Annotated in this window: 8 protein-coding genes; 1 reads left to right on the top strand and 7 read right to left on the bottom strand. The window is 74.1% G+C overall.

Features of this window, described 5'->3' with window-relative positions:
• Nucleotides 1–156: 156 nt before the first annotated feature.
• The 4 genes from AC067A_RS10335 to AC067A_RS10320 all read right to left on the bottom strand — a co-directional run bounded on the left by AC067A_RS10335 (nt 157) and on the right by AC067A_RS10320 (nt 4,536).
• A complete protein-coding gene (locus AC067A_RS10335) occupies nt 157–1,983 on the bottom strand; it encodes an aKG-HExxH-type peptide beta-hydroxylase (protein WP_478617255.1) in 1,827 nt (608 codons plus the stop codon).
• 22 nt (nt 1,984–2,005) lie between these two features.
• Entirely contained in the window at nt 2,006–2,194 is a 189-nt protein-coding gene (locus AC067A_RS10330; protein WP_478617253.1) for a hypothetical protein, read from the bottom strand.
• 87 nt (nt 2,195–2,281) lie between these two features.
• Entirely contained in the window at nt 2,282–3,382 is a 1,101-nt protein-coding gene (locus tag AC067A_RS10325) for an effector-associated domain 2-containing protein (RefSeq protein ID WP_478617250.1), read from the bottom strand.
• A complete protein-coding gene (locus tag AC067A_RS10320; protein ID WP_478617247.1) occupies nt 3,379–4,536 on the bottom strand; it encodes an RBBP9/YdeN family alpha/beta hydrolase in 1,158 nt (385 codons plus the stop codon). Before AC067A_RS10320 ends, AC067A_RS10325 begins: the two co-directional genes overlap by 4 nt.
• A 192-nt stretch (nt 4,537–4,728) precedes the next feature.
• On the opposite strand from AC067A_RS10320, the gene AC067A_RS10315 reads away from it, so the two are divergent.
• Nucleotides 4,729–6,057, top strand: coding sequence for a cation:proton antiporter (locus AC067A_RS10315; RefSeq protein WP_478617245.1), 1,329 nt, complete (start codon nt 4,729–4,731; stop codon nt 6,055–6,057).
• Nucleotides 6,058–6,115: 58 nt separating this feature from the next.
• On the opposite strand, the gene fxsT is transcribed toward AC067A_RS10315, so the two are convergent.
• From fxsT to AC067A_RS10300, 3 genes are read right to left on the bottom strand one after another with little or no spacing between them, the layout of a single operon-like run.
• Complete coding sequence (gene fxsT, locus AC067A_RS10310; RefSeq protein WP_478617242.1) at nt 6,116–10,582, bottom strand: FxSxx-COOH system tetratricopeptide repeat protein; 4,467 nt, start codon at nt 10,580–10,582, stop codon at nt 6,116–6,118.
• A complete protein-coding gene (locus AC067A_RS10305) occupies nt 10,582–11,676 on the bottom strand; it encodes an AAA family ATPase (protein WP_478617239.1) in 1,095 nt (364 codons plus the stop codon). The genes fxsT and AC067A_RS10305 overlap by 1 nt, the downstream gene beginning before the upstream one ends.
• A complete protein-coding gene (locus AC067A_RS10300) occupies nt 11,673–13,130 on the bottom strand; it encodes a VMAP-C domain-containing protein (protein ID WP_478617815.1) in 1,458 nt (485 codons plus the stop codon). The genes AC067A_RS10305 and AC067A_RS10300 overlap by 4 nt, the downstream gene beginning before the upstream one ends.
• Between the last annotated feature and the right edge of the window lie 109 nt (nt 13,131–13,239).

The following is a 13,239-nucleotide window of genomic DNA, read 5'->3' as shown; positions in this document are numbered from 1 at the left end:
GCGAACCACCGCCCGGCGGCCGTCCCATGACTGCCCGTCGTACGGCGGACGAACCCCTCGTGCCCGAACGTGAAAACTCACAACCGAACACCCCTGGCGCTCTGTCGACGCTCGTGATCGGCCGCGAACCAACAGAAACCGGCAGCGGTGCGGTGTTCACCCCAGCGGGCCGGTGCACCTCCCGGCGGCCAGCCAGAGCGCGACGCGCCGGGGATCGGCCGGCGTGCCCATCGCCCGGAGCTCACGGTGGACCGCCCGCGGCAGCTCGGGCCGCCGCAGCAGCGGCCGGGCGGCCGGGTCGCCGGAGGCGAGGGCCAGGACCAGCCCCGTCCAGGCCTCGGCGGACTCGGGATCGTCCGCGAGCAGCCGCGCGTAGGCGCCCGGAGCCGCCGGGTCACCCGTGACCACCGCACGGTCGGCGGACGATGCGGCGACCGGCCGTTCCCCGCCGGACGCCGGCGCGAGGACCTGCCGGAGCAGCCGTGCACGGGCATGGGGCCAGCGGTCGGCGAGATCCGGGACGACGGCGGAATCGGCGACCCGGCAGTCGGCCCCCGCCCCGGTGACGAACGCCCTGGCCAGCGCCCGCACGTCGTCCGGGGCGGGGACCAGGTGCCGGATCCGCCAGCCGGTGCGGTGGTCCGTGGCGGCGAACGCGGCCATCGCGTCGACACCCGGCCTGACCCTCCCGTCCGCCTCCCAGGCGGGCAGGCGCGCGGCCATGCCCGCCAGGAAACGGCGCCCGTGCGCCGTCAGCGCGGGATCGGCGCCCAGGGTCTCGACCGCCTCCCGTGTCTGCCGACGGCTGAGGGCGAACTCGAACTCGGCCGTCGCCCGCTCCGCACGGGGAGCCCGGTCCAGGTGCCGGCCCCAGAAGTCGGTGATCCCGAGGAAGGCGTACGCGCCCTGGAGCAGACCGCTCAGGGGACGGGGGTCGTCCCGCCAGGGCGCGTGGTGCCGCTCGGCCCCGCCGTCCCGCTCCAGCGTCAGCAGGTGCAGCAGCGCGCCCAGCTTGGTGTGCTGGAACTCGTGGACCAGGGTGACCGCGAACGTCACCGGATCCGGCGGCAGCGAGGTCAGCAGACCGCCGAAGGCGTCGCCGGACGAGGCGCTCAGCACCACCCCGCTCGACGACCGCGCCACCGCCGTCATGCTGCGCAGCCCCTCGGCGAGCGCCGCCGCCGACTCCGGGTCGCTCTCCTCCAGGACGTCCACCGCCGAGGCGAACCGCTCCTGCCAGCAGGCGGCCTCCGCCGCGTCGAGACGCTGCGGGGCCAGCGGCTCGCTCAGGTCCCGGTAGGGGTCGATGTCGTCCAGCCACACCTCCCTCGGCCGTCCCGCCGCGTGCGCGCGCAGCCGGCGCAGCCCCTGCCAGCCCGGAGCGTCGCCGTCGACCGGCGCGGGCGGTTCCGGCGGCCCGGCGCAGGCGCCGTGCGGATCGACCCTCAGCCGGCCCGCCTCCACCACGACCTCCGCCGTCGCCCAGTGCGGCTGCCCCGGCAGCCGGGCGAGACCGAGGGTGGGGAACATCGCGGTGCCGTCCCGCACCGGCACGGTCGTGCGCAGCGGCAGGCCGGCGCGCAGCGCCGCGACCGCGCACACGGCGTGCACATGGCCGAGATCGGTCCAGAGCGGCCCGTCGCCCCAGGCCGTGTGCCGCAGCCGCCGCAGGCCGTGCCCCAGCCAGACGCCGACCTGAGGATGCAGCAGCAGTTCGCGGAAGTCCTCGGGAGCGCGCTTCTGGGCGGCCGCCAGGACGTCCCACGCGCTGTCCACGGGCGGCAGCGGGCCGAGCGCGCCCGGCGTCGCCGCGACCGCGTCGAGCAGGGCGCGCAGCAGTAACAGCCGTCTGCTGTACTCGCCGCTCCGCAGGAAGCCGATCGTGTCCGCCCCGCCCCGCCCCGCGGCCAGGGCGTCGAAGTGCGCCGAGGGAATGAGATGGTGCACGCTACGGGCGGGTTCGTGACGTCCGTCGGTCTGCACGGATCTCCTTCCCGGGAACCCGTCAGTCGGCCCGCCCGGGCGGCCCGTCGCCGCTGCCGGTGGAGAAGTTCAGCCGGGGGCGCTCCACCTGGCGCAGCAGTCGCTCCAACGAGTCGGCGTGCAGGGTGGGATCCTGCTCCCGGAGGACCGGCAGGGGGACGTCGTTGAGATCGACCAGCTCGGATCCCATGTACTCGTCGGACGTGTGCATCTCGACCTACCCCCCGCCATGCCCTCAACCCCGTTTGCCTTCATGATGACGCAGGCCGGGGGGTTCGGGAAGGGCGTGATCAGGCGGTCAGCCCCCGGTTTCCGGCATCAGCCAGCGATCGGCCCAGTTCTTCAGCTCGCGCTGTTCCAGCGAGCCCGGTTCGAGCAGTGCGATCGCCTCGACGAGGGCGGCGAGACCTCCGGGATGGCGACGGCAGGTGCGCACGATGCTGATGAGGTCCGGGCGCGGCGCGCCCATCCGGGGGATCGAGCCGGCCAGGTCGGCGGGCAGCATGCCCAGCACGAGCTGGCGCTGGTCCCGGTCCGCCATGCTGGGCCAGCCGGCCAGCAGCCCGATGAGCGCGTTGAGCCCCTCGTCCGGCACGGGCTCCTCCAGGCGACGTGTGGCGGGGAACACGATCCGGCGCTCGTCGCCCGCCCAGGACCGGTACCAGAGCGAGGTGGGCCGCTGCTCCCCGTCCGCGAACCCGGAGACCACGGTGTCCGCGATCCCGCTCATGACGGGCGGCCACGCGGCGCCGTCCGAGGCCTCCAGCGCGTCCAGCACCGCCCGCGAGAACGCCCCGGTCTGCGCCACGGGGTCGTTGGCCGCCCGCTGCCCCGGCCCGGAGGCCAGCAGGACGAACTGCTCGCGCCCCGGCAACCGGTCGCCGCCCGCAGGGAGTTCCACGGGCAGCGTGCGGGCGAAGCCGAGGTCCTCGACGAAGGTCTGGCAGGAGTCCACCAGCCAGATCTGACGCCGGAAGCCTGGAAACAGGTCGGTGGTGAACGCGGTCAGCCAGGCGTCCAGGTCCAGGTTCCGCCGCTCGTCCGCCGAGGCGTCGGCGTAGAAGAGCCGACGGTGCCCCTGCGGGTCGGTGACCCCGTGACCGCCCCAGAACACCCACAGGAGATCGCCCTCCAGGCGCGGCAGCCGGCGTGCGAGCACCTCCTGCACGGCCTCCCGTCCGGCGGGCCCCGCCGCCACGTCGACCGCCGGGCCGGCCGCGCCGGGCAGCGCGTCGAGGAGCAGGAACACCTGGGACGCCGGCACCCCGCGCCCGCGCAGCCAGGCGGTGAAACGCCGGGCGTCCGCGGCCGGTCCCGGCAGGTTCCAGGACGGACCGGCGGCGTAACGCTCGGCGCCGACGACGACTGCGTACGTGCGGTCGGGACGGGCGGGGCTCACGGCAGCTCCCCCGCGAGGAGGCGGTACAGCTCCGGGTTGCTCCAGTAGGCGCTGTGGGACAGCGGGAAGGGCTGCCGGCTGTCCACGGCGACGTCCTCGACCCGGCCGGGGAAGACGCCCGCGCCGACATAGCCGAGCAGGTCCCGACGGTCGTACACGTTCAGCCAGCGCGGCACGTGCGCGGGCAGCGGACTGCCGTGCTCCAGGCTGGGCAGCGCCCCCAGCTCGTACAGGAACGGCGCCTGCGAACCGACGGTGACGAGCAGCTCGACCTGCGGCAGCTCCCGCAGCACCAGCAGGTCGAGCGCGGCGATCCCCCCGAGGCTGTGCGCCAGCAGGACGACCGGCGGCTCCGCGGCCCGCACCGCCTCCAGGACGACCTCGCGGATCGCGGCCCCCCGGGCCAGGTACAGGAGAACGTCCCCGGCCGCCGGATGGGCCGCGTCCGTGAGCGCCGAACGCCGCCTCACCACCTGCGCCGAGGCCAGACCGAGCGCCAGCCGCCCGGCCAGCCGCCTCACCCGCCGGGTCACCGGTCCGCGGTGCGTCCCGGCCCCGTCCGGGCCGGACGGATCCCCGGGGAGCAGCGCCGCGATCCGGGCGACCGCCGCGTCACGGGCCGTGCCGTCCAAGGCCGGCGCCGCTCCGTCCCCGTCGATCCGGCGCCGTACCGCCTCGGCGACGAACGCCCGCGCGAGCTCGGTGGTCCCGGCTCCCGCGTCGGCGGTCCGGAGGAACCGGCGGCCGTCCGGCGAGGTCAGCACCGCCGCCACGGCCGCGGCGAAGTCGTCCGCGATCCCCGCGGCGTCGAGGAGCCCGCGCAGCTCGTCGTCCCCGGAGAGGTCCAGGGCGGCCGACGAGAGCGCCTCGCCCGGCGGCCGCGCGCCCGGCGCGAGCTCCGCGCGCCCGGCGGACTCCGCGGAGACCAGGCGCAGTTCGAGGAGCGAGTCGAGGTAGAGGAGCCCCCAGAACTCGACGTCCTCGTCCGGCTCCCCGGCCTCCGTGCCCGGAGCGCCCGCCTCCGCCGCGCCACGGCCCGTGCCGTACCCCGGCACGGAGACGCCGTTCGAGCGAAGCGCCGATCCGGCGCTTCCACCCCAGTAGCAGGGCAGCACCGCGACGTCGGGCCGCGACGACCGCAAACCCTCCCGCACGCGCTCCAGGGATACGGTGAACCCCGGCTCTCGCACTCCCGTGCCATGGACGAACAACACTGTCGTCACCACTGACCCCCGTCCGGGACGGCTACGCCAAATGGCTTTCACGATAGGGCACTTGCGGCCGCAGCGGATACAATCCACAGGGCTGTGCCTCACTGTGCGGCACTTCCCGGAAGGGGATTGCCGGTGAGCTCAGAGTCCGTCGTCACCCATGTCGTCGCGGCCCTCGCCGTGGTGATCGCGGCCTCCTACGGCCTGGGCGCCGTCGCCCGAAGACTCGGCCAACCACCCGTCGTCGGCCAGCTCTTCGCTGGCATCGCGCTCGGACCGAGCCTGCTCGGCCTGGCCCCCGGCCAGGTATACGAGACCCTCTTCCCGACGCAGATCCAGCCCATCCTCACCGCGCTGGCCCAAGTGGCCCTGGTGCTGTTCCTCTTCGTCGTCGGATACGAGCTGGACCTCGGCATGCTGCGCGGCCAGCGGGCCGTGACCGCCGTCTCCCTGAGCGGCTTCGTCCTCCCCATGCTGATGGGCGCCGGCATCGTCCTGCTCCTCCCCGGCGCGTTCGCCTCGGTCAACGGCGGACGCCCGACCGACACCACCTTCGTCCTCTACATGGCGATCGCCCTGTCCATCACGGCGGTTCCCGTCCTGGCCAGCATCATCAGGGACCAGGGACTCACCGGAAGCAGGCCGGGCACCATCGCCATGGCCTCCGCCGGCGTCATCGACGCACTCAGCTGGCCCGTCCTGGCCGTGATCCTGGTCGGCGGCGAGCACGGCTCCGTACGCGACTGGGCCGTCAAGGCCGTCCTGCTCGTCCTCTACGTCCTGGTGATGCTCTTCGGCGTACGGCCCCTGCTGGAGCGATGGACGCGCCGGCCGGGCACCCAGGTGTCCGCCCACCTCCCCGTCGTCGTCACCCTGGCCCTGGCCTCCGCCTGGGCCACCAACGCGCTCGGACTCCACGTGATCTTCGGCGCGCTGCTGGCCGGCGTCATCATGCCCCGCAACCCGGACGGCTCCCCGGACGGCCGGCTCCTGCGCCCCCTCCAGGACATCGGCGGACTGCTGCTCCCGGTGTTCTTCGCGGTCTCCGGGATGGCCGTCGGACTCGGCGGACTCCAGGCGTCGGACCTGCTGCTCCTCGTGGTGATAGTCGCCGCGGCGATCGTGAGCAAGGTGGCGGCGGGCTCGCTCTCGGCCCGCGGCGCCCGCCTGCCCTGGCGCGACTCCCTGCTGATCGGCGTCCTGCTCAACACCCGCGGCCTCACCGAACTCATCGTGCTCAACGTCGGACTGCAGGCCGGCGTCATCGGCCCCCGGCTCTACGCGATCCTCGTCGTCATGGCGCTCGTGACCACGGCCGCCACGGGGCCGCTCATCGGACTCCTGCGCCGACCGGCCGGCGGCCCGCCCGCCGTGCCCGTCGACCTCGTCGTCGGCACCGGCAAGACGCCCGGGGCCCGGCCCGGGGTACCCGCGGCCGACGCGGAGGCCGCACCCCGGCCGTGAGGAACACGAGAGCCGGCCGGTCCCGGGACCGGCCGGCTCTCCCGCACCTCCGTCGCGCCTAGAAGGGCACCGGGGCGATGTCGACGTCCGCACGGCGGCCGCTGGCGGAGGACACGGTCGCCGGGTGGTCCTCGCCGAGCCTGGCGCGGAACCGCGCCAGGGTCTCGGTGTGCAGGGCCGTGGCCTCGGTGTCCCGGTCCATCGCGCGCAGGTCGAGGACGACGTTGGTCGCGCAGGCCAGCGTGGTCGGGTGGGCCTCGCCGACGACCCGGGTCAGGATCTCCAGCGTCCGCCGGCCCAGCTCCAGGGCCTCCGCGTGACGCCCCTCGTCGGCATGGTGGCTGGCCGCGCCGATCGCCGCGGTCAGCGTCAGGATGTGCTCCTCGCCCAGCGACTCCCGCAGCCCCGGCAGCGCCACCGCCAGGTTCTCCCCGGCCGCCTCCACGTCCCCCAGGTGCCGCAGGGTGATCGCCAGGTTGGTGCGCGCCGACAGGGTGTACGGATGCGAGGCCCCGAGCTTCGCCGTGTAGCGCTCGACCGTCGCCTCGCCGAGCTCCCTCGACCGCCTCAGCTGCCCGTCCTGCCGGAACTCGACGACCAGGTTGGCGGCGCAGGCGACGGCGTCCGGGTGATCGGGGCCGTAGCGGTTCACGAACTTCGTCCACACCGTCTCGCCGAGCTCCAGCGCCCCCTCGTGGTTGCCCGCGCGGCGGCGGCACACCGCGAGGACGCGGGCGCAGCCGAGGCTGACGGGCGTGTCCTCCCCGAAGACGGCCAGATAGGTCGCGTAGACGCCCTCCAGGTGGGCGGCCGCCTCCAGGTAGTCGCCGTCCTCGCGGATGTCGATGGCCAGGCCGGTACGGGTGTTCAGGGTGTCGAGGTGGTTCTCGCCCAGGTTGAGGGCCCGCAGCCGGGCCGTCTCCGTGTCGAGCGCGCGCGCCTCCCGGTACAGGCCCATCAGCCGCAGGCCGACGCCGAGGCTGTGGGCCGCGCGGAGGGTGGCCGGGTCGTCCTCGCCGAAGGTCCGCAGCGAGCGCTCGTACACCGACCGGTTGATCTCCAGGCCCCGGGCCATCTCGGCCCGCAGCCGCAGACCGCTGCACAGCTGGATGAGGGCGTCCAGGGTGCCCTCGTCCTCCTCGCCGGCGGTCCGCAGGTAGGTCTCCGCGGTGCGCTCCATCATCGCGGCGGCCTCCTGGTACTCGCCGAGCACGCGCAGCAGGAAGGCCAGCCACTTCGCCATCTCCAGCGTCTGCTGGTCCTCGGCGCCGAACTTCTCGGTCCAGATGTCCAGCGCCTCCCTGGCCATCGTCGCCGAGCTCCTGTGGTCGCCCCAGACGTAGAGGAACTCGACCATGCCCCGGACCAGGCCGCGCACCCACGGCGACTCGCACTCCACGGCCCGGGACACCACCACGTGCGGCAGCAGCGCCTGGTAGCGGGGCCAGAGCTCGCGCGAGCCGGGGCTGTTGGGGTTGGCGTCGGCGAGGAGGAGGTGCGCGCCGTGCCGCATGTCCGCCTGCTGCTGCGGGGACATGCGGTTGACCAGCACGGCCTGGACCAGACGGTGCAGCTGGATGGTGTCGTGCCGGTGCTCGATGCGCGCCAGGGCGTAGACGTTGATCTCGCGGATGGCCCGGCCGAGCTTGATCGGGTGCCGCAGGGCCTCGTCCAGCTCGGGGGCGATGGTGGTGCTCCGCGAGTTGTTGAACAGCGAGCGGGAGATCGGCTCGGGGGCGAAGAAGGAGCAGACCTGGAGGAGTTGGAGCGCGGCGGGATTGCGCTGCTCCAGCTGGCGCAGCGAGACGTCCCAGGCGGCGGCCACCGACATCGGGTAGTCGGGCGACGGGACCAGTTCGAGCATCAGCTCGGCGATCTTCTCGTTGATCAGCCGCAGGTACTCGGGCACGGCCATGCCGGTGACGGCCTGCCAGGCCGCCGCCTGCTCGATGGCGAGCGGCAGGTCGCCCAGCGCCTCGGCGAGCTTGTCGGCGTCGGTGTCGCTCAGGTCGCGGGCGCGCCGCCGCAGCAGGGCCTTGCTCTCCTCGCGGGTGAAGACGTCGACGGACAGCGTCCTGGCCACCCGGTCCCACTCCTGGTTCCGGGAGGTGATGAGGATCTTGCCGGTGCCGCCGGTCGGGAAGTAGGGCCGTACGGCCTCCACGTTCTCGGCGTTGTCGAAGACGAGGAGCCACCTGCTGTACGGGTCGCCCCTGCGCAGCGCCTCGCGGACCGCGGGGACGGCCCGGTTGGCCTCGTTGCTCACGTTCAGGCCCATCCGCTGGGCGAGTTCGGTGAGCGCGGTCAGGATCATCGTGGGCTGCTCGGAGGGGATCCACCAGACGACGTCGTAGTCGGCGGCGTACCGGTAGACGTACTCGATGGCGATCTGGGACTTCCCGACGCCGCCCATGCCGTGCAGCGTGTGCGGCAGCACCGCCGAGGTGTCGCCGGTCAGCAACTGCTCGCGCACCTGGGCGAGGACGTCCTCCCGGCCGACGAAGTTCGGGTTGTTCGGCGGGATGTTGCCCCAGATGGCGGGCACGGCGGAGCGGGACTCGGACTGCCGCGACCCGGTCGGCGCCGGAATCGGCGTGCCGGACGGCGGGGTCTCCTGGGCCTCCCGGCGTCCGTCGGGGGCCGGGGTCGGAATCGACTGGGCCGGGGTCCCGTTCAAGGCCCCTCCGTCTTGGCGCTGGTGCTGGCTGGCAGTGGTCTCGCTCATGGAAGGGCCGCCCGTGTCGGAGGTTTCGTGTGCATTGCGGATATCGTGGACCAATGACGCATCGTTCGGTATGTGCGACGCTCCCGGCGAACTCCCTTCCAGGGCGGCGCTGATCCGGCCGGCCCGGTCGAGGTAGGGCCCGGACAGGGCGCGCAGGACGGCGAGCTCGACGCGGACGAACGGCAGGCTCTCCGCGGTCAGCGGCGGGTCGGGCACCTCCTCCGGGGCGAGCAGCGCGCCGTGCAGGCCGCGGGCCGCCTCGAACCGGTCGCCGTAGAAGTCGGACACCGAGCGCACGACGCGCGCCGTGTCCGCCCGCATCGCGCTGGACAGCAGCAGCTCGCGCGCCCCGTCGACGAAGTCCAGCGGCACCTCGGGGACGGCGCCCGGCGGCTCGTCGGGCGGGGACTCCTCGACCAGGCCGCTCAGGAACAGCTCGGCCACGTGGACGGGTTGGGCCTCCGGCACCAGCGTGCGCCGCACGTCCCGCACCAGGGCAGGTTCGAGGATCGCGGCGGCCAGATGGGTGGCCAGGCGGAAGGCGGTGGGCGTGGCGTGACTGCGGAAACGGCGGATGCGCTCCTGCACCGAGGGGGCGGGGAGCGCCTCCGGCGGTTCGCCGGCGTCCGTCCCGTCCTTGCCGGGCACGCCGAGCAGCAGGACGGAGGCGTCGACCCAGCCGGGCTCCTCACCGGCCACGAGCGAGGCCCACCGGCCCAGCCAGTCGGCCTCCAGCTCCAGGACCGGGACGGCCACCCGCCACGAGTCGGGCGGCGGGTCGAACGGGTCCCGGGCCTCCGGCGGGAAGGCCACGGACAGTTCGGTGTTGCGCGCTCCCGCGCGCGCGGCGCGCAGCCGCACCCGCCAGGGCGTCAGGGCGGTGCGGTGCCAGTCCCGCTGGGACAGCAGGTGCACCACCGCCGTCGGTCCGGCGGCCGCCCACGGCTCCAGCGCCTTGCGGGCGGCCCCGCTCCGCCAGGCCGGGCCCAGGGCGTCGGTGAGGACGAGGACGATCCGGCGGCCGGTCCGGTCCACCAGCTCGGCGGGGACACCGGCGCCCCCGTGGCCTTGGTACGGGCCGCGCAGGACGGCCTCCTCGCCGTCCGGGGTGTCGCGCACGCCGAGCCGGCGGACCCGTACGTCCCGGAAGGCGCCCAACTGCTCGACCAGGGTGGTGAACTCGGCGATCGTCTGCTCCCAGATCGCCATGGTCGGGTGGTCGTCCACCACCAGGACGAGGTCGAAGCGGCGCTCGCCCGCCGGCCGGGTGTAGGGCATCCACAGGCCGTCCTCGGCGGCGTGCTCGGCCGTGGCCTCCTCGTCCAGCTCGATCTCGTACGCCGAGGGCACCAGCTGCTTCAGCGGCCGCAGCCGCCGGGCGATGCCGGGTGCGTCGTGCAGGTCCGGCAGCGGTTCCGCCCTGACGTGGCCGTCCGGGAACCCCGTCGGCGCCGTCCCGGACCCGGATCCCGTGACCGATTCCCCGGGCACCGGCCGGAAGGGCTCCCGGACCGGGACGTCCCGGGGGAGCGTCCCGGTCCGGGCGTGGACGGGGGGTTCCGCCGGGTCGTCGTGCCCACGGGGCGGCCCGCCGTCGGGTCCCGCGCCGGGGGAGGGTCCGGGCGTCGTGGGCGGGTCCGGGACGCCGGACGCGGCGGACAGCCCCGGTGGCGTGTCCGGCCGGGGCCGTGGCGGTTCGGTGGACGGGGGCAGCCGGACCGCGAGCGTCTGGTACGCGTGCAGCCACAGCGCCTCCGCCACTTCGAAGGCCTCCGGGGACGGAGGGGCGACGTCGTCCATCAGGGCGATCCCGAGAGCTCGCGCCAGAGTGCGTCGAGCAGTTCGCCCCATGCCTCCTCGTCCTCCCGGACCCCCGCCGTCCGCAGGAAGACGGCGTTCAGCAGCTGGTCCGTGGCCAGTCCGCCGTTCTGCCTGCTGCGCTCCATGAACGCCCGGATCATGGCGTCGTACCGGCCGCCCTGGTCCCGGAAGTGGGCGGCGATCATCGCGGCGAGCTGGTCCTCGCGGGGCGGGGACACGTCCAGCCGGACGCAGCGGCGCAGGAACGCCGGCGGGAACTGCCGCTCGCCGTTGCTGGTGATCACGACGAACGGGAAGGCCCGGCAGCGCACCCGTCCCTCGGTCACCGTGACCCGCTGGTCGGGGTCGTCGGTGAACACCTCCGCCAGGCCCTCCTGGTGGCGGGCGCGGACCAGTTCGGGGATGTCGTACGAGCCGTTCTCGAGGACGTGCAGCAGGTCGCTCGGCAGGTCGATGTCGCTCTTGTCGAGCTCGTCGATGAGGAGGACCCGGGGCAGTTCGTACGGGAGGAGTGCGGTGCCCAGCGGGCCCAGCCGCACGAAGTCCCCGATCCTGGCCTGGCCCCCGGGGCCCTCCGGCTCCTCGGACGGCGCCGGGGCGCCGGTGCGGCCGTGCCCCAGGGAGGCCTGGGCGCGGCCGATGGCGTCGTACTCGTACAGACCGGAGCGCAGGGTGCTGCGGGAGGTGATCCCCCAGTGCAGGACGCGGCCGAGGCCCAGTTCGCGGGCGACGAGATAGGCCAGGGTGGACTTGCCGATCCCGGGGCGCCCGGTGACGAGCAGGGGCCTCCTGAGCAGCAGCGCCGTGTTGATCATGTCGATGTCGTGCGGGTCCTGCCGGGGTGTGGCGCGGCCCACGGCACCGAGCCGGCGGTCGGTCTCGGTGCTCTCGGCCGGTACGGGCGGGAGCACCGGGCCGCCGTCGAAGTCCCGCCAGCCGGGCGGCGGCGGCAGGATGTCGCCGAGCCGGATGTCGGTCAGCGGCTGTCCGGTGCCCCGGTAGATCCACCAGCTGCGGCTGCTGACCTGTCCTCCGTTCCGGCTGCTCTCGACCGGATGATGGACACCGCTCATGTCTCCCCCTCGTCGTCGTGTCCGCCTCGCGCGTGCGCGGTGTCGTCTCCCGGCGATCCGGACCAGTCGACGATGCGATTGGGGTCGTCGAAGAGGACCGCGAGGTGTCTTCCCACGTGGTGGTCGCGCTGGGCCGCGGCGGCGGTGGCCGCCTCGTTCCGCAGCCGCTGGACCCGCTGCGGCAGCTCGACGGCCTTGCCCTTCATCAGCTTCTTGGCCCTCCGGCGGAAGTCGCCGGTCGTCCCCGGCCTGCGGTCCCAGACGGCCATGGGGACCCCGGCGCGCAGGGCGGTCTCCAGCGAGGCCAGGCTCCCGTCGGGGCCGGGCAGCGGGGGCGCGTTGAGGGCGACGGAGACGAGGCGCTCGTCGGCGGTGAGCCTGCTGTTCCACTGGACGGGGTCGTGGCCGCGCCGGCCCGCCGTGTCCCAGTGGCAGACGGTCTCGTGCGCGTCCTGCATCTGCTGCCAGCGGTTGTGCCACCGCCGGTGGAAGTGGGGCGCCCGCATGCGTTCCAGGCTTCTCAGCACCACGGGGTAGCTCAGGCAGAGGGCCGCGGCGAAGGAGGAGTCCGAGGCCAGGGGCAGCCATTCCATGGGGCGGTTGAGCAGGTGCATCGGGAGGATGAACTCCAGGACCGGTTTGCCGGGGCGGCCGGCCCAGTCCTTCTCCGCCTCGAAGACCAGCCGCTCCACGGTGGCCTCGACCTCGCCCAGGGACACGACCTGGTCCTCTCCGCGCTGTGGCCGCCAGGGACCCGGACGTATCTGGCGCCAGTGCGAGAGCAGATACCGGTTCGGGTCCATTCCGTGTCTGTCCAACTGGACAACGAGGCAGGCGGGAGCTGGTTGTGCCGTCGTGGCGCCGGAGGTCTCGGCGCGTACGGCGTCGAGCTGGACGGCGAGGCCGAGTTTGACGGCCTGGGCGTCGTTCCACTCGCGCAGGGCGGTGGCGATCCGGCGGTGGGCCTCGGCTCCGTCGAGGGCGGCGACCACGTGCTCGACCAGCACCATCAGGGGGAGCAGGCCGTCGGGGCGGGCGTTGACCCGGGTGAGGTGGTCGAGGGCCTCGCCGAGGGTGGCGACGGGCGGGTGCGGGAGGGGGAGGTCGCCGGCGGCCGCGTACAGCAGGCCGTGGGCGTCGAGGTGGGGGAGGCGGGCCAGCAGCGTGCGGACCCCCCGTAACTCCGCTTCGGGCAGGACGGCGAGGACCGGCGGGGTGGCGACGAGCTCCCGGATCCTCCGCACGGGCGGGGAGCCGGGAGCGTAGACGTTCAGGGTGTCGAGGAGTTCGGGCAGTCCGCGGGGGTCGCGGAGGCAGGCCTGGACGATCTCCAGCATGTCCGACCGTGTCCGGCCGTGCTGCCGGATGTTGCCCAGCTCGGGTAACCGGCTTGCCAGCATGCTGATCAGCAGGCCGCGCTCATGGGGAGCGTCGAGGCCCGTCACCGCACACATCTGGTCCACCAGCTCATGCTCGAACCCCGGTGCATGAGCGCCATGGCTGCCATGGAACAAAAGCCCCCCCGTCACGGCTCCGCTGTTCCCAACTCCTGATCGGGCATGG

It is taken from the genome of Streptomyces sp. NPDC043176 (genome assembly GCF_056436715.1).
Note: the sequence above shows the minus strand (reverse complement) of the source record. Positions and strands in the feature narration are given on the sequence as shown.

Bases quoted from the DNA above. Each gene is read 5' to 3' on its own strand.
- fxsT (WP_478617242.1), bottom strand. From the start codon at position 10,582: ATGGACGACGTCGCCCCTCCGTCCCCGGAGGCCTTCGAAGTGGCGGAG.
- AC067A_RS10330 (WP_478617253.1), bottom strand. From the start codon at position 2,194: ATGCACACGTCCGACGAGTACATGGGATCCGAGCTGGTCGATCTCAAC.
- AC067A_RS10305 (WP_478617239.1), bottom strand. From the start codon at position 11,676: ATGAGCGGTGTCCATCATCCGGTCGAGAGCAGCCGGAACGGAGGACAG.
- AC067A_RS10300 (WP_478617815.1), bottom strand. From the start codon at position 13,130: ATGTGTGCGGTGACGGGCCTCGACGCTCCCCATGAGCGCGGCCTGCTG.